General features: G+C 44.2%; 16 protein-coding genes. 6 read left to right on the top strand and 10 right to left on the bottom strand.

Going from position 1 to position 16,524, the window contains the following annotated elements; genetic code table 11:
• Positions 1 to 116: 116 nt before the first annotated feature.
• Complete coding sequence (locus CLV31_RS16555) at positions 117 to 1,199, top strand: alkane 1-monooxygenase (RefSeq protein WP_111394069.1); 1,083 nt, start codon at positions 117 to 119, stop codon at positions 1,197 to 1,199.
• Here CLV31_RS16555 and CLV31_RS16550 read toward each other — a convergent pair.
• Genes CLV31_RS16550 through CLV31_RS16540 form a run of 3 tightly spaced genes read right to left on the bottom strand, consistent with a single transcriptional unit; the run spans position 1,188 to position 3,979 of the window.
• On the bottom strand, positions 1,188 to 2,231 hold the full coding sequence (locus CLV31_RS16550) for a vWA domain-containing protein (protein WP_111394067.1): 1,044 nt from the start codon (positions 2,229 to 2,231) through the stop codon (positions 1,188 to 1,190). The genes CLV31_RS16555 and CLV31_RS16550 overlap by 12 nt on opposite strands.
• Positions 2,212 to 3,072, bottom strand: coding sequence for a hypothetical protein (locus CLV31_RS16545; protein ID WP_111394065.1), 861 nt, complete (start codon positions 3,070 to 3,072; stop codon positions 2,212 to 2,214). Before CLV31_RS16545 ends, CLV31_RS16550 begins: the two co-directional genes overlap by 20 nt.
• A gap of 28 nt (positions 3,073 to 3,100) precedes the next feature.
• The gene (locus CLV31_RS16540; protein WP_111394063.1) at positions 3,101 to 3,979 is read right to left on the bottom strand and encodes a DUF58 domain-containing protein; all 879 of its coding nucleotides are present in this window, start codon (positions 3,977 to 3,979) and stop codon (positions 3,101 to 3,103) included.
• Between the two features lie 104 nt (positions 3,980 to 4,083).
• Between CLV31_RS16540 and CLV31_RS16535 the strand changes: the two genes are divergently transcribed.
• Positions 4,084 to 4,434, top strand: coding sequence for a DUF4296 domain-containing protein (locus CLV31_RS16535; protein WP_111394061.1), 351 nt, complete (start codon positions 4,084 to 4,086; stop codon positions 4,432 to 4,434).
• Positions 4,434 to 6,821, top strand: coding sequence for an endonuclease MutS2 (locus CLV31_RS16530; RefSeq protein ID WP_111394058.1), 2,388 nt, complete (start codon positions 4,434 to 4,436; stop codon positions 6,819 to 6,821). The genes CLV31_RS16535 and CLV31_RS16530 overlap by 1 nt, the downstream gene beginning before the upstream one ends.
• A 52-nt stretch (positions 6,822 to 6,873) precedes the next feature.
• Here the strand turns inward: CLV31_RS16530 and CLV31_RS16525 are convergent, their stop codons facing one another.
• From CLV31_RS16525 to CLV31_RS16500, 6 genes are all read right to left on the bottom strand, one after another.
• Complete coding sequence (locus CLV31_RS16525; RefSeq protein WP_111394056.1) at positions 6,874 to 7,356, bottom strand: hypothetical protein; 483 nt, start codon at positions 7,354 to 7,356, stop codon at positions 6,874 to 6,876.
• A 59-nt stretch (positions 7,357 to 7,415) separates the two neighbouring features.
• On the bottom strand, positions 7,416 to 8,036 hold the full coding sequence (locus tag CLV31_RS16520) for an ABC transporter ATP-binding protein (protein ID WP_111394054.1): 621 nt from the start codon (positions 8,034 to 8,036) through the stop codon (positions 7,416 to 7,418).
• A gap of 1 nt (position 8,037) precedes the next feature.
• On the bottom strand, positions 8,038 to 8,817 hold the full coding sequence (gene lpxA, locus CLV31_RS16515; protein WP_111394052.1) for an acyl-ACP--UDP-N-acetylglucosamine O-acyltransferase: 780 nt from the start codon (positions 8,815 to 8,817) through the stop codon (positions 8,038 to 8,040).
• Positions 8,814 to 10,208, bottom strand: coding sequence for a bifunctional UDP-3-O-[3-hydroxymyristoyl] N-acetylglucosamine deacetylase/3-hydroxyacyl-ACP dehydratase (locus CLV31_RS16510; protein WP_111394050.1), 1,395 nt, complete (start codon positions 10,206 to 10,208; stop codon positions 8,814 to 8,816). Before CLV31_RS16510 ends, lpxA begins: the two co-directional genes overlap by 4 nt.
• 144 nt (positions 10,209 to 10,352) lie before the next feature.
• The gene (gene lpxD / locus CLV31_RS16505) at positions 10,353 to 11,375 is read right to left on the bottom strand and encodes a UDP-3-O-(3-hydroxymyristoyl)glucosamine N-acyltransferase (protein ID WP_111394048.1); all 1,023 of its coding nucleotides are present in this window, start codon (positions 11,373 to 11,375) and stop codon (positions 10,353 to 10,355) included.
• Between the two features lie 15 nt (positions 11,376 to 11,390).
• Positions 11,391 to 12,623 carry an HD domain-containing protein gene (locus tag CLV31_RS16500; RefSeq protein WP_111394046.1) on the bottom strand — a complete coding sequence of 411 codons (1,233 nt, stop codon included), beginning with the start codon at positions 12,621 to 12,623 and terminating at the stop codon, positions 11,391 to 11,393.
• 59 nt (positions 12,624 to 12,682) lie between these two features.
• Here CLV31_RS16500 and porX point away from each other — a divergent pair, with 59 nt between their 5' ends.
• The 3 genes from porX to CLV31_RS16485 are packed head-to-tail and all read left to right on the top strand — an operon-like array spanning position 12,683 to position 15,881.
• Positions 12,683 to 14,242 (top strand): T9SS response regulator signal transducer PorX, encoded by a 1,560-nt coding sequence (gene porX, locus CLV31_RS16495; protein WP_111394044.1) that lies wholly within the window; start codon positions 12,683 to 12,685, stop codon positions 14,240 to 14,242.
• Between the two features lie 6 nt (positions 14,243 to 14,248).
• The gene (tsaE, locus tag CLV31_RS16490) at positions 14,249 to 14,680 is read left to right on the top strand and encodes a tRNA (adenosine(37)-N6)-threonylcarbamoyltransferase complex ATPase subunit type 1 TsaE (RefSeq protein ID WP_111394042.1); all 432 of its coding nucleotides are present in this window, start codon (positions 14,249 to 14,251) and stop codon (positions 14,678 to 14,680) included.
• Positions 14,670 to 15,881 (top strand): alanine dehydrogenase, encoded by a 1,212-nt coding sequence (locus CLV31_RS16485; RefSeq protein WP_111394040.1) that lies wholly within the window; start codon positions 14,670 to 14,672, stop codon positions 15,879 to 15,881. The genes tsaE and CLV31_RS16485 overlap by 11 nt, the downstream gene beginning before the upstream one ends.
• On the opposite strand, the gene CLV31_RS16480 is transcribed toward CLV31_RS16485, so the two are convergent.
• The gene (locus CLV31_RS16480) at positions 15,882 to 16,355 is read right to left on the bottom strand and encodes a response regulator (RefSeq protein WP_111394039.1); all 474 of its coding nucleotides are present in this window, start codon (positions 16,353 to 16,355) and stop codon (positions 15,882 to 15,884) included. It abuts the gene before it with no gap.
• Positions 16,356 to 16,524: the final 169 nt, after the last annotated feature.

The following is a 16,524-nucleotide window of genomic DNA, read 5'->3' as shown; positions in this document are numbered from 1 at the left end:
ATAGAAACCTGATTTTAATCAGGAATTGAGGATTGGCTTGGAATAGGGTGGTGGATTGCAAATGGGCGTTCCTTTGTCTAACTTTTAGAATGATTTTGGTTTTTAATTAGCCGAGAATGAAAAAAATCGGATTCTTCAGTGCTTTGATTTTACCTGCGTTGTTGGTGGGAGGGTTTTATCTGGGAGGGCCTTTGATGTGGTTGATCCACGGGTTTGTATTTATCCTGGTGCCGCTGATGGATTTTGCGATTCAAAAGGATACAACCAATATCCCTGCTGGAGAAATAAGTGCGGTGACCAAGGAGCGGTTTTATCGATTGATCACTTATGCTTGGGTATATGTACAGCTTGGGGTGCTGCTATGGGGATTTTATATAGTGGCTACTTTTACCTTGAGTATACCAGATTGGATGGCATTCATTTCCGGAATGGCTTTGGTCACAGGAGGAATTGGGATCACAGTGGCCCATGAACTAGGACATCGGAAAGATAAACTGGAGCAACGCTATGCCCAAGTCCTGCTGATGACGGTGTGTTACATGCATTTTCTGATCGAGCATAACCGGGGCCATCATGTCCGGGTGGCCACGCCTGAAGATCCCGCCACGAGTCGAAAGGGGGAGAGTTTTTATACTTTTTGGTGGAGATCAGTGAAAGATGGATTCATGAGTGCATGGCAGTTGGAAAATGAACGGCTCAGGAAAAAAGGAATAGTTCCAATATCGCTTCACAATCAGATGATTTGGTACCAACTTCTACCTCTTGCTTTTGTGGGGCTTTGCTTCGGGTTATTCTCAGGGGTTAGCCAGCGACTTGTTTGGGAAATCCCTGTTTTCTTTTTTGCTCAAAGTATCCTTGCCTTTTCCCTATTGGAATTGGTCAATTACTTGGAGCATTATGGGATGGAGCGGAAGAAACTTCCCAATGGCAATTATGAAAAAGTAACCCCCTTACATTCCTGGAATGCCTCTCAGCGGGTGAGTAATTTTCTCCTGTTCCAACTCCAGCGGCATTCAGATCACCATGCCTATGCTCATAAGCGGTATCAGGTCCTTGACCACCAAGAGGAAAGTCCTCAACTGCCTGCCGGATACTCGGCCATGATCTTATTGGCCATGTTTCCGCCACTTTGGTTTGCTGTAATGGACCCCAGGCTGGAAAAATGGAAAAATGTCCAGCTTTCCGAATCAGTCCAGTAAGAAATTGTTGAGGAAGGTACTTTTCAGTCCCAGCCAAACCAAGAAAAACAACATCGCCCAGAAAAGGTAAATCCGGTAATAATCTGCGGTTTCTTTATAGCGGTTTTCTAAAATTTCGGCTTTTTCAAGGGTGTCGATTTGATCAAAAATCTGCTGTAGTGCATTCCCGTCAGAGGCCCTGAAAAACTGCCCGTTTCCGATCCGAGCGATTTCTCTTAGGGTCGTTTCGTCCAGGTAGCTTTCCACCATTTGAGGTCTACCAAAAAAATCGGTCCCATAGGGCACCATTCCATCTTTGCCCACGGCAATGGTGTAAATTTTTATATCGAATGCTGAGGCTAGCTGCGCTGCAAAGAGCGGGTCTACATTGCCTGCATTGCTTTCTCCATCCGAAAGCAGAATCATCACTTTTGAGGGTGTTTCCACATCTTTCATCCGATTGGTCCCTGCGGCAATTGCTGATCCTATCGCTGTGCCTTTTGCCTCAATCATATTGAAATTGATCTCGGCGATCAGGTCAGTCAAAAGCTTGTAATCATTGGTTAAGGGAGAAAGAGAATAGGCTTCTCCTGAGAAAACCACCATTCCAATTCGGTCTCCAAACCTCCCTTCAATAAAGTCAATGGCGGTTTTCTTAGCAGCCTCCAATCGATTGGGTGTAAAATCCTGCAGGTCCATTGACTCTGAAATATCCATGACCAGAAGAATATCAATCCCTTCGGTAAACTGTTCCACACGCTCATTGCTTCGCTGGGGTCTAGCCAAGGCGACCACTATAAAAACCAATGCCATAAAGAAAAAACCCGTCGGCACCAGTCTGAGATAGGTCCAGGGATTGCCTCTTGCTGCTCTTTTGGGCAAGGAGAGCTCTAATACCGGCCTTTTCAAGAATTTGACAAATTTCCGAATCAAAATCAGCACCGGGATTATCCATAGCAAATTGAGCAGGATGGGATTTTCCCACTCATAAGATTTGAAGGTCTCAGGCAAAAACCAATACCAGGTAAAGAACTCAGCGAGTTGCTCTTTCATGTCCGATTTGGTTTAGTTTGTTCAGATAGGTGGCTTTGGCGATGCCAAAAAGGTATGATGTGGCCTCTTCTGTTTTTGCTTCCCGGCCTGCGTAGATAATCATATCGATGGATCGCAAGGCCTTGAAAATTTCGCGATCATCTAAGGCGTCCGCAATTTCACTGGAAGTCCATTCTTGAAACGGTTGATCCGTGAGACTTTCCAAATAACCTTTCCAAAGCCCGATGACTTCATCAGCAAGTTCTTGGTTTGGGTTTTGGCTGAGGAGATTGGCGAGTTTTTTCCACTTTCTTTCAAATTGGATCCAGCGGATTTTTTCACGGTTCTTTTTGAAAATTGCCTTGATTCGATCGGCAAACACAAAAGCCAATATGCCAAAAATAAAAATAACAGCTCCGGCAATTAATCCGATGAGAAGCCAGTTGAAGGACCTTTCTAAGGGTTGGTATACATTGTTTTCCTGAAAGACCAACTGCTCAGGAATCGAGTCCAAGGTGAGCTTGAGCTTGAGTTCTGCCTCGTTTGTAAAATAAGTGATGCTGTCATATCGGCTCAACTCGTAGACCGGCAAGGCAAGGAATACAGAAGGATCGAGCGAGAAATTGGAAAGAAAATAAACCGCGCTGTCTGTGGTGATTCCATCTTGGGTATTGGATATGAAGGTCTTCTTTTCCAGCAAAACCAGAGGAGAGAAATCGTAGGCCGAATCAGGAAAAATCACGTGGGTGGCCTCCGGGTATTTGGCTTTCAAAACAAACCCAACCCGTTCTCCCAATTTGGCAGAGTCCTGGGTAAAGTATCCTGACACTTCTACCTGTTGAGCAGAGGCTTGAAATGCCAAGATTAGGAGGGTGAAGAAAATACCGATTTTACCCACGTTTCATTCTTTTGTTTCGGTACTTAAACAGATCGATTAATGGGGCTACAATATCCTGTCTGGAGTCGATTGCCAAATAATTGATCTGATTTTTTTTGCAGATTTCTTGGAGATTTTCCCGTTCGGAAGTAAAGGTCTCGGATATTTTTTTGGAAAAACTCCCAAAGGCGGTATTAATCCATGTCGTTTTTCCCCGTTCCTTATCATAGATCGGGATGATGCCCAACGAGGGAAGGGCAGATTCCCGAGGATCGGTCAGTTGGATCGCTACTACGTCATGCCGCTCTGCCAGTGCCCTGAAGGAGCGTTCATAATCTGAATCGATAAAATCCGAAATGATGATGAGAATGCTTCGTTTTTTAATCAAGTTGAGTGCAAATGAAAACAAGCCATTTAAGTCTGTTTTCAGACTTTTATTTTGATGGTCAAAAATTCCCCGGATGATTTTCACTCCTTGTTTATTTCCTTTGGCGGGCAAAATCAGTTTTTCCTGTTGATCTGAATAAGAAATCAACCCCACCTGACTTCCTTCATATACTGCCGCAAGTGTCAGGACACCTGCGATCAATTTTCCCTGATCGATTTTCTTTTGACCTTGTTGACCAATGTCTTGACTACCAGAGATGTCAAGGAGAAAATAGACAGATTGCTCTTTTTCTTCCTTGAATGTTTTGACAAAGGTACCATGCCCTTTGGCAGATACTTTCCATTCGATCGTTCTTACGTCATCTCCGTATTGATAGGGTCTGAGATCGTCAAATTCCAGCCCCGAACCTTTGAAAAGTGACTGATACTCCCCTTGAAGGTGGTTGTTTGCCACCTTTCTGATCATGATTTCGTACTTTCTGAGTTTACCAAATAGCTGGTCCATGTGGGGAGTTTGAGCGGCTAAGTTAAAGTCTTAAGCCGAAATTTAAAATTTGACTTCTCCATACCTTGGGGATATTATCCGTTAAAAAAACCTAATTTTGAACTGTGAAAAGAATTCTAATCCTGGTTTTAGTGGTCCAGTTTTTTGCTTCATGCACCTCGGAGTCCATCCCCAATGGGATCCTTTCCGAAGGAGATATGGTCAAGATTCTGGTCGATATCCAATTGACTGAAGGAATGGTGAGCGCTATGCCCATTCCTTATGATTCCTCTCAGGCACTTTATTCCCTGATGGAAAAAGAAGTTTTTATCAAACATGAGGTGACGGATTCTGTTTTCACAAAAAGTATGTTGTATTACCTGGAGGACGCCAAAAAAATGGATCGAATTTACGCCAGAGTCATTGACTCGCTCATGGTGAGAGAGACCAATCCGGGAATTGAGGAGCGATTCTGATGCTATACCCACCCAATCTTGAGCAGAAGATTAATTTCATAAAAATCAAAGATCTCCTAAAAGCAGAGTGTACCTCTACTCTTGGGCAGGATTATGTGGATAAGGTTTCTTTTTCTTCGGACTATAACCTTGTACAGCGGCTGTTGGATCAAACGGAGGAGTTTCGGCAAATCCTGATTTCAGGAGAGAGTTTCCCGTCTTCCCATTTTACCAATCTGACGCCTTACTTGGACAAGGCCAAATTAGAAGGCGCATTTTTGGAGCAGGATGAGTTTTATGAAGTGAAATTAGCCTTACAGACGCTCAGGGGATGTATTTCATTTTTTCAGAAATATGGAGAAAGCTACCCTACGCTGAGTGCCCTCTTGGGGCTCCTGCTTGATCTTGACCTGAATTTGCTGAAGTCTATTGATCAGATCATCGATGAAAAAGGTAAGATCCGGAGCAATGCTTCCAAAGAACTTCAGTTGATCCGCACTCAACTGCTGTATGAGGAAGGCAGGCTGAGGAAAGTAATGGAACGGATTTTCAAAGAGGCGAGAGCGAAAGGCTTGACTCCGGAGGATGCCGCCATGACTATCCGTGGCGGACGGATGGTGATCCCGGTTGCTGCCGAGAATAAGCGAAAACTCAGAGGATTTATCCATGATGAGTCCGCCACCGGACAGACGGTTTTTATGGAGCCCGAAGAGGCCTTGGATATCAACAATGAGATCCGGGACTTGGAATACATGGAAAAGCGGGAGATCATCCGGATTTTGACCCGATTGACGGATCAACTGCGTCCTGCGATTCCAGCCTTGAAGAAAGCGACCAATTTCTTGGGTTTGATGGATTTTATCCGGGCCAAGGCCCGCTTTGCCATGAAGACGGAAAGCCATAAGCCGGAATTGGTTAAGGAAAGAACCCTGTCTTGGACCCGTGCCCGCCATCCACTTCTAGAAATGGCACTCAAAGCCCAAGGAAAGGAAATCGTTCCTTTACATGTCAAATTAGGAGGGCACGAGCGTCTGTTGGTCATTTCAGGACCAAATGCCGGGGGAAAGTCAGTGACGCTAAAGACCGTTGCCTTGCTTCAATACATGCTGCAATGTGGCCTGTTGATACCGGTACACCCTGATTCCAAGAGTTCTCTTTTTGATCATTTTTTTATCGATATCGGGGACGAGCAAAACCTGGAAAATGATCTGAGTACCTACTCTTCGCATTTGATGAGTATGAAGCATTTTACCCAATTTGCCAATAAAAAAACCATTCTGTTTATCGATGAATTTGGAACCGGGACAGAGCCCCAATTTGGAGGAGCAATCGCGGAATCCATTTTGTTGGCGTTGAATAAACTCGGAGCATTTGGTGTAATCACCACGCACTATGGCAACCTAAAACAGGTAGCCAACAAAAACCAAGGCTTGGTCAATGGCGCCATGCGCTACGATGTGGATCGGCTCGAACCCATTTATCAATTGGAAATCGGAAAGCCGGGGTCATCGTTTGCTTTGGAAATTGCTTCCAAAATAGGCCTTTCCAAAGAGATTTTGAACTATGCCAAAGATCATATTGGAGAGGAAAGAGTTCGCTATGATAGGCTTTTGACCCAATTGGAAAATGAAAAAAACCAATACTCGGTCCTGCTCAAGGAAGTCAAGGATAAAGATAAGCTGCTCCAGGCGCGACTCAAGGAGTACAATCAGCTGAAAGAAACCTTGGAGCTGACCAAAAAGCGATACATTCAAGAAGCCAAATTGGAAGCGAAGGCACTGCTGGATCAGACTAACAAAAAAATAGAGTTAGTCATTCGTGAAATCAAGGAGGGAAATGCCGAAAAAGAAGTCACCAAGCAAGTCCGAAAAGAATTGGAAGTATTCAAAGAAACGGTAAAACCGGAGAAGGTTCTCCTTAAAGATCCTGAAATACAGGTAATTGGTGGAGCAATCGCTGTGGGAGATTGGGTTCGGTTGAAAGACAATGGGGCCATAGCCGAGGTGTTGGCCATCAAAAATAAAGATGTGGATATCACCATTGGAGATCTGAAATCCAATGTAAAGCTTTCTAGATTGGAGAAAATCTCCAAAACTGAAGTGAAAAAAGAACTGAAGGCAGTAGAGCGGAGAGGTGGGTACAATACCAATGAGAAAATGATGGATTTCTCCTCCAATCTGGATCTCCGTGGCAAGCGAGGAGAAGAGGTCCTTCCTCTGATCCAAACATTCATCGATGAAGGTTTTATGCTCGGGGTGAAAAACTTGCGAATCGTTCATGGGAAAGGGGATGGGATTCTACGAGAAATCACCCGAAACCTTCTCCGGACCATGCCTCAGGTGGGAAGAATGGAAGATGAACATGCCGATCGTGGTGGGGCAGGAGTCACTTTAGTTACTCTAAAATAGAAACGGGAGCCTTTTGAGCTCCCGTTTTGCATTAAGGTGGTGGAGAATGCACTTATTTTTTCATTAAGACAAAGGTGTAATTTCCCGCTACTGCAAAGGAATTTCCAATGCGGGCGCCCGGTGCGGGGATGGTAAATTCGAGTCTTAGGGTGTTGTTGTTTTGAGTAAAAGAGATTTCTCTTCCGGCCGCAGGTTTTGCGCCAGTCAAGGTGACTTTGTCAAAATTGCTGCCGGCAAAACTCCAGTTGCCGCTGGCATCAAAAAGATCATTGCTGTTTCGTGCGGAGTAGGTTTTGGAATTGCCTGAATTGAACACGAGCTCAAAGGTACTGTAAAGGTCCGTGACTTCACGTCCATCACGAGTGACCGAACCGCCACCGGCAATGCCCCAAGCCTGAGTTCCAGATCCGGAGATTGCTTCTGTTGCGATTTGTTCGGGAGTTTTTTGGGGAGCTGGCCCCGGAGACTCTTTGCAGGCGATAAGGCTCACAAAAATCAAAAAGGCAAAGGCTGTGCTGAAAAAGCGGGTCTTCATATGGTACTAAGTTAGGAGGGTAAAATTAAGCATATCGTGCTAAGATCAAAGTACACTGGCTATTTGTAATCCTCCATTGCAATTTTTTGTAAGCAGAATTCGTATTCTCTTGGTTCATTGGAGCAGATGATGAGGATCCTGTCTTTAGAATATGCTTCAAGAAGGTGTTGGTACCATGCGATCCCTCGCTTGTCCAAATTGGAGGTAGGCTCGTCAAGAAGGATCAATGGCACCTCTGAAAATACCGCCAAGCCGAGTTTTAGCCGCTGCTTCATACCTGAAGAAAATTGGGAAACCGGCTTATTCTGGTGATTTTCCAAATACAGAATCTCCATGATTTCCTGAGAGCTAAGCTTGCTCAATGATTGCTTAAATTTGAAGTGGAATTCAATTACTTCCTGCAGCGTAAATTCCTCTGGCAATTCCAGATAGGGTGCGGCCAGGGAAAGTGAGGTATACCAATGGGATTCGGGAACCAATGCATGGTCAAGTTCAAAAAAGATTTTTCCTCCTGATAAGGGGACTGCACCGGAGAGGCATTTTAATAAGGTAGATTTTCCGGAACCGTTTCCTCCGGTGATCGCCAAGCTGTCACCGGAGGAAAGCTCCAGATTTAGATTTCTGAAAATCCATTCGTATTGAAAGCGTTTCGCGGCTTCCTGTACCCGGATTGCCAGCATATCAGTTAATATATCCTTTCATTACCCCTCTTTCTGATGAACGGATAAAGTTTAAGATTTCATCCCGTTCTTTGGTCGCCGGCAGATTGATTTCAATCTCCTCTAAAGCCCGGCTATTGTTTAAGCTATTGAGAAAGAGGTACCGATAGACTTCCTGGATATGGGAGATGGTCTCGCTGCTGAATCCCCTTCTTCTAAGTCCGAGTGAGTTTACACCGGCATAGGAGAGGGGTTCTCGAGCCGCTTTGGTAAATGGAGGCACGTCTTTTCTTACCAAAGATCCTCCTGATATCATGGCGTGCATTCCGATCTTGACAAATTGGTGGATCGCGCTGGATCCGCCGATAATTGCCCAATCATCAATAGATACATGTCCTGCAATCTGTACTGCATTTGCTATAATGACATGACTTCCGATGACACAATCATGCGCGACATGGACATAGGCCATCAGCAGACAGTTGTTGCCAATGACAGTGGTTTGTTTGTCAACAGTGCCTCTTGAAATCGTGACACATTCTCGGATGGTGGTATTGTCACCGATGACTACGGTGGATTCTTCTCCTTGGAATTTCAAGTCTTGGGGGATGCCTGCGATCACTGCACCGGGAAAAATCTTGCAGTTTTTCCCGATCCTTGCGCCGGGGTAGATGGTGACATTGGATCCGATCCAGGAGTTTTCTCCAATGATCACATTTTCATGAATCATAGTGAAAGGGTCCACTTGGACACCTTGCCCTATTTTTGCTTCGGGGTGAATGGAGGAGAGGGGACTGATCATGCGTCTTTTCTGGTTATGCTTGCTGTCATGATCGCCTCACATACCAAGGTGTTGCCTACATAGGCTTCCCCTTTCATTTTGGCAATTCCTCTGCGGATTGGAGCCAATAGTTCACATTTGAAAACAAGCGTGTCTCCCGGCAGGACCATTTTTCTGAATTTACAATTCTCGATTCCCAAGAAATAGGTCCAGTAATTTTCAGGGTCATCTACAGTGCTAAGGACCAGAATGCCGCCGGTTTGTGCCATGGCTTCTACCTGCAATACACCAGGCATTACCGGGTTTCCCGGAAAATGACCCATGAAAAACGGTTCATTCATGGTCACATTCTTCACACCAGCAACGACCGTCTCATCCAGGTAAATGATTTTGTCAATCAACTGAAAAGGGTAGCGGTGTGGAAGAATGTTGCTGATCTGGTTGATATCCATCACAGGAGGGAGCTTTGGATCATAATGTGGGATATGGGATGCCCCCATTTTTTCCATAGCTCTTTTAAGTTTTTTGGCAAATGCCACGTTGGCGGCATGTCCGGGTCTGGCGGCAAGAATCTGTGCTTTTAACGGTCTGCCTACCAGTGCCAAATCACCCACCACATCCAAAAGTTTATGTCGGGCAGGCTCATTTCGATATCTGAGGTCCACATTATTGAGGATCCCTTCTTTTTTGACTTCTACCGTCTGCTTGTTAAACATTTTGGCCAAGTTGGCCAATTCCTCTTTTTCTACAACCCGATCTACTACCACAATGGCATTATTTAGGTCACCTCCTTTGATCAGGTTGGAATTGTAGAGCATCTCCAGCTCATGCAAGAAACAGAAGGTTCGGCAAGAGGCAATTTCAGTTTTAAACTGACTGATATCCGTGATGGAAGCATGTTGACTTCCCAAAACTGGAGAATTATAGTCAACCATGACAGTTACGCGATAATTGTCGGTAGGCAAGGCAACCATTTCCACTTCTCTTGAAGTGTCTTTGTATTGGATGCTTTCCTGGACTTCAAAAAATCTTCTCAGGGCGTTTTGTTCTTCAAGGCCGGCATGCTCCAATGCCTCGATAAACTGAATCGAAGAGCCGTCCATAATCGGCGGTTCAGGTCCATCCAGTTGGATCAGGACATTGTCTATTTCCATACCCACCAAGGCAGCAAGTACGTGTTCGACAGTATAAACCCGCGCTCCATTTTGCTCTAAAGTGGTACCTCGAGATACGTCTACCACCAAATCACAATCCGCATCCACTGTCGGGCGACCTTCTAGGTCCACCCGTTGAAATTTAATGCCATGGTTGGGAGGTGCTGGCAGGAAGGTCATATGGGATAGGACGCCTGTGTGAAGGCCTACCCCCGAAATTTCCACCTGTTTTTGGATGGTGTGTTGTTTAACTTTCATAAGTTTAAAATTTACTTTTCAAGAGATAAAACAGTTAAAAAAACTGCAACAAGGCTGATTGTCGAGGCGGAAGGGATTCCGGGATCCAGCACACTGTGGTCAGATTTCATTCGTTTATCCTTGCAAAAGATAAGGGGCATAAAATTAGCCCTTTTTTTCCAGTTCTTGGACCCGGCGTTGTAGTTGGTCCAGATTTTTAAATATGGTATAAGACTTAAGAAAATCCTTTACATCCATAGACATGTACCCAAAGAGGGTTTGTCCCGGAGTTTTGATTGTTTTACTGATTCCGGTATTTGCTCCGATCGTGGTGTGATCAGCGATTTTGATGTGTCCTACGATGCCAGCCTTGCCCGCGATCACGCAGTTTTTACCGATCTCTGTGGATCCCGAGATTCCTGTTTGGGCAGCAATCACGGTATTTTCTCCAATGACTACATTGTGTGCGATTTGGACCTGATTGTCAATTTTCGCGCCTTTTCGAATGATGGTCGACCCCATCGTCGCACAGTCAATGGTGGAATTGGCCCCAATACTCACCTGATCTTCCAGAATGACGTTCCCGATTTGCGGGATTGTTTTGTAGGTGCCATCCGCTTGAGGGGCAAATCCAAAACCATCCGAACCAATCACCGCTCCGGGATGGATCTCGCAGTTTTTTCCGATAATGGTGTCTGCACAGATTTTAGCCCCGGGATGAATGATAGTTCCGTCCCCAATCTTTACCCGGTCTCCCACGTAAGCATGACCATGAATCTTGACACCGTCTCCAATCTGACAGTTTTTTCCGATGTAAGAGAAGGCAGCTCGGTATCCATTTGTACCCATGGTGCTACCTGCACCCAAGTAGCTGGGTTCTTCTACCCCGGTTAAGGCAGTCTTATGGAGTTGAGCGTAAGCTTCAAGAAGGGTGGTAAATCCTGAATATGGGTCTTTGACCCGAATAAGATTGGTCTTTATCGCTTTGCCCAGCTTTAATTCTTCCGAGACAATTACCGCAGTAGCGTCAGTATTATAGAGGTAGGGTTCGTACTTTTCATTTGAAAGGAAACTTATACCTCCAGGTTTCCCTTCTTGGATTTTATCCAGCCGATTTACTTTTAAGTTTGGGTCTCCTTCTACAGCTCCGCCTAAAATGGAGGCGATTTGACCAAGTGAAAATTCCATATTTACTCGGATGGGTTAGAGTGGCGAAATTAGCTTTTTGGCCCTGCAAACATAATGTTTCTCCACGATCTTGCTCATTACTTTGATATTAGGTAAATCAGCAGCTTGAGCGACATCGACCACCTCCCCGCTTTTGGTCAAGATGTTGATTCGATCTTTGGCCAAATAGCCGTAGTTACTTACTGTTCCGGATGAAAAAAAGAAAGGCAAGTCCTCTTCGGGTACATCTAGCTTTTTGAGGGTTTCCTGTCTGAGCTTTTCCAGGTCTTTAGGGGAAAATGCTTCATTGACCAAGTTGATTTTATATAGTTTTCGGGTCAAAAACATGTGAGAAATGTTTCTCAGGACATAATCTTCCGCTGTTTTCCACATCTTGATGGCTCCCCAAATGTCAAAGTCATCCAGTTGAAGAAATTTTTCCAGCAGCTCCTTTCTGTTTTTGAAATCGGAAAGCGTGACTTGATTTTTCATAAAGAATTCAAACTCCTCAGTCACAAAGAATTTTTCGCCTGATTGTGCGAGCATCTTGGCCCGTTGAATCAGGTTGATCAGCATTTTTTCTGCACTTACGGTAGTCTTGTGCAGATATACCTGCCAATACATCAGCCTTCTGGCACTCAAAAAATTTTCAATGGAGTAAATTCCTTTTTCCTCGATCACGAGTTGTCCATCTTTGACAGCCATCATTTTAATAATCCGGTCAGCACCGATCGTGCCTTCAGATACTCCCGTGAAAAAGCAATCTCGCTGGAGGTAGTCCAATCGGTCAATGTCGAGTTGGCTGGAGACCAGTTGATTGAGGAATTTTCGTTCGTATTGATTCTTAAAAATCCTTAAGGCTAGATCCAATTTGCCACTAAATTCTTGATTTAGGAGTTCTATTGTCATCAAGGACAGTTCCTCATGGGGAATCCCTGCGAGGAGACTGTATTCTAAAGCATGGGAAAAAGGCCCATGACCGATATCGTGAAGGAGAATTGCTGTCAAGGCCGCCTCATATTCCTCATCCGAGATTTCGGTGCCTTTAATCCGCAGGTTGTCCAAGGTGATGCTCATCAGGTGCATAGCTCCCAAGGCATGATGAAATCGGGTGTGAAGCGCTCCCGGGTAGACAAAATCAGTCAAACCCAATTGCCTGATCCGGCGTAATCTTTGGAAGTAAGGGTGGTCAATAATGGCAAAAATTAACTCACTGGGAATGGTTATAAAACCATAAACCGGGTCGTTGAGGATTTTCTGGCTTTTCAATCCGCACTGATTTGATTGACTCAAAAGTAATTATAATTTTAGAAGAAAAGTAAACTGACATGTCTCAAAAATTCCATATTCTTTGGGCGGATGATGAAATTGATCTGCTTAAACCACATATTCTTTTCCTTAGCGAAAAAGGGTGTGAGATTACAACAGTCAATTCGGGGGTGGATGCCATCGAAGAGGTGGAAGAAAAAAACTTTGATGTGGTGTTTTTGGATGAGATGATGCCGGGAATGACCGGACTGGAAACGCTCCAGCAAATCAAACAAATCAAGCCCCAAATCCCGGTGGTCATGATCACCAAAAGTGAAGAGGAGCACATCATGGATGATGCCATCGGAGGGAAAATTGCCGACTACCTGATCAAGCCGCTCAATCCCAGTCAAATTTGGCTTTCGGTGAAGAAAATTCTTCAAAACAAGCAATTGATCGACACCAAAACTGCCCAGAGTTACCAACAGGAATTCATGCAGATCAGCTATGCCTTAGGTGATGCCCAAACCCATCAAGACTGGGCAGACCTCTATCGGAAATTGACTTTTTGGGAGCTGCAGATAGACGCGACCGAAAACAAAAGCATGCTTGAGGTCTTGGAAACTCAGAAAACCGAGGCAAATGCTTCATTTGCCAAATTTATCAAAGACAATTACCTGGACTGGATGGCTGAATCCAATCCGGAGAGGCCTCTCCTTTCTTACCAGGTAATGAAGGAAAAAGTTTTTCCGGTTTTGCGAAAGAAAAAACCCCTGTTTTTTATTGTCATTGATAATCTCCGCTTGGATCAATGGGAAGAGATAGAATCGCTTATCAATCCCTATTTTCAAGTGGAGGAAAAAACCTCCTATTACAGTATCCTTCCCACAACGACTGCTTTCGCCAGGAATGCTTTGTTTTCAGGGATGATGCCAGCCGATATGGCCAAGTTTTACCCCCAATTTTGGGAAGATGAGGACTCTGATGAAGGAAAAAATAATTTTGAAGAAGACTGGATACGGATCAATTTGGAGAAAAACAGACTCCCGGTGAAGTTTTCTTACCATAAAATCCTTCAAACCCAGCAAGGCAGGACCATTGTCGATCAGTTTAACAATCTTCTTCAAAACGAATTCAATGTCTTGGTATACAATTTTGTGGATATGGTGTCCCATGCCAGGACAGATATGAAAATGATCCGCGAACTAGCTCCGGACGAATCTGCCTATCGTTCACTGACCCGAAGTTGGTTTGAACATTCCTCACTCTTTGAATTATTGAAAAAGATTCAACACGCGGGAGGAGAGGTGATTCTGACTACGGACCATGGTACCAAAAAAGTCAACAAACCCTATCGGATAATCGGCGACAAAAATGTGACGACTAATCTTCGATACAAACAAGGGAAGAACCTGAATTTCGAACCCGGAAAAGTTTTCGAAATCCGAAGGCCTGAGGACGCCAAGCTTCCCAGGCTAAATGTTTCTACGTCATATGTCTTTGCCGTGGAGGATTATTTCTTTGCCTATCCCAACAATTACAATTATTATGTCAACTACTACAAAGATACTTTCCAGCATGGAGGAATTTCTTTGGAGGAAATGATCGTTCCAATCGTACATTTGAAAGCAAAACGATGAAGTAACTTGTTGACAATTTCTTACCAGTTAGAAGATATAGATCAGGTAGCGCAAAAAGTAATCGGGGCTGCTGCTGATCAGAAGATTTGGGTGTTTAAAGGCCAAATGGGAGCGGGAAAAACGACCTTGATTAAGACTATAGCCAAGGCTATGTCGGTCGTGGATCCGGTAAGCAGTCCCACATTTGGCATAGTCAATGAATACCAGACCGAAGAGGGGGAGCAGATTTTTCATTTTGATTTTTATCGTTTGGAAGATCCCAAAGAAGCTTTGGATATTGGAATAGAAGAGTATTTTTATAGTGGAAAAATTTGCTGGTTGGAATGGGCTGAGCGTGTCGCACAGTTTCTTCCCGATGATTTTTTTCTAATTTCGATTGATTCAACTTCTGCTACAGGCAGAACTCTTACCCTTCAACATTCCCAAAATGCCCACTGAACTTTCAGGACTGACCTCTGTCGGATTGATGCCCAAAGAATCTCCATCCTTGGTAAAGAAAGGAAGTAAACCTTTGCACATTGGCTTGCCCAAAGAATCTTCTACTCAGGAAAAGCGAGTGGTGCTGACCCCGGAAGCAGTAGGTCTATTGAGCAACAATGATATAGAAGTGATGGTCGAGTCAGGTGCCGGAGAGCAGGCCAAATTCAAGGACCAGGATTATTCAGATGCAGGGGCTAAAATAGTTTACTCAAAGAAAGAGGTTTTTTCCGCAGACGTAGTTCTGAAAGTAGATGCACCTACCTTGGAAGAGATCAATATGATGTCAAATGGGGCATGCCTGATTTCAGCCCTCCAAATGGAAAAACAAACTCCTGAGTTTATTCAGGCACTCAATGAAAAGAAAATCACCGCAGTTGCCTTTGAATATTTGGAGGATAAAGTAGGAGGAATGCCAGTAGTGCGTGCCATGGCTGAGATTGCCGGCAGCACCGTTATGTTGATCGCAGCAGAATATTTGTCCAGTGTCAATGCCGGAAAAGGCTTGATTTTGGGTGGAATTACCGGCGTCCCCCCTACGCAGGTAGTAATTATCGGAGCGGGTACTGTAGCCGAATATGCTGCCAGAACAGCATTGGGCTTGGGTGCAAGCATTAAGGTTTTTGATAATCACATCTACAAGCTGAGGAGGATCAAACAGCTTCTCGGTCAACAGATTTATACCTCAACCATTGATAATTACAGTCTTTCCCAGGCTTTGGCTGAAGCCGATGTGGTAATCGGGGCCCTTCGTGCTGAAAAGGGCAGAAACAAAATCGTCGTGACGGAAGAAATGGTCGCCAATATGATTCATGGCAGTATCATTATCGATGTAGGGATCGACCAGGGTGGTTGCATAGAGACCGCCCGAATGACTACCCATGATGATCCTGTTTATAAGGTTCATGATATTATCCACTATTGTGTTCCAAACATCGCATCCCGGGTAGCTCGGACAGCTTCCTATTCGCTGAGTAATATTTTTACTCCCATTATTTTGCAAATGAATGACTTGGGTGGGGCTGAAGAGATGATCTTTACCTACAAATGGTTTTTGCGGGGAGTGTACACTTACCGGGGAAGTCTGACCAATGCGTTTTTGGCAAAAAAATTCGGTTTAAATCATAAGGAACTTCAACTTTTGCTGGCAGCCCGCTATTGATTAGGAGAGAAGGTTTTGTCTCAGAAGAAACTCCAACTGTTCATTGGCCTTCAGGAGTGCTTCGGTAAGTCTTTCGTTCTCCCTTCTGAGTGAATAGATTTCAAAAGCATTTTTGATAACTGTTCTCAGGTAATCTTCTTCCCAAGGTTTGGTAAGGTAGTGGTATACTTGGCCTTTGTTGATTGCATCGATGACTGCCTGAATGTCGGTGTAACCAGTGAGGAGGATTCGGATTGGCTTTGGGTACACGGGTATGATGCTTTCCAGAAACTCCACCCCCGTTTTTTCTGGCATTCGTTGATCTGTAATGATGATGTCCACTTCCTCATTTTTCAGGATTTCAACCCCTTCCTTGGCAGAAATGGCCAATAAGATTTTATAATCTCTTCTAAAAGTCGCCTTGAAGGCCTGAAGATTGTTCTCCTCGTCGTCTACATAAAGGATCCTGATTTTATCTTCGGGTTTTGTGTCCATCTTTCAATTCGAAATATCCTACAAATAACTTATTTTGGATTGAATTCACAAATATCAAGTTTGAGCCGAAGTTTTTTAGGCCATGTCAATTAATTTATTAAAACATGCTTTTTGATTACTAAAAAATTTGACTTAATTCCGAATAATTTATCTTTACAAGGCTTTTCAC

The sequence above is a fragment of the Algoriphagus aquaeductus genome (assembly GCF_003253485.1).
GTDB classification, from domain to species: domain Bacteria; phylum Bacteroidota; class Bacteroidia; order Cytophagales; family Cyclobacteriaceae; genus Algoriphagus; species Algoriphagus aquaeductus.
This window is presented reverse-complemented; position numbering and strand designations above follow the sequence as displayed.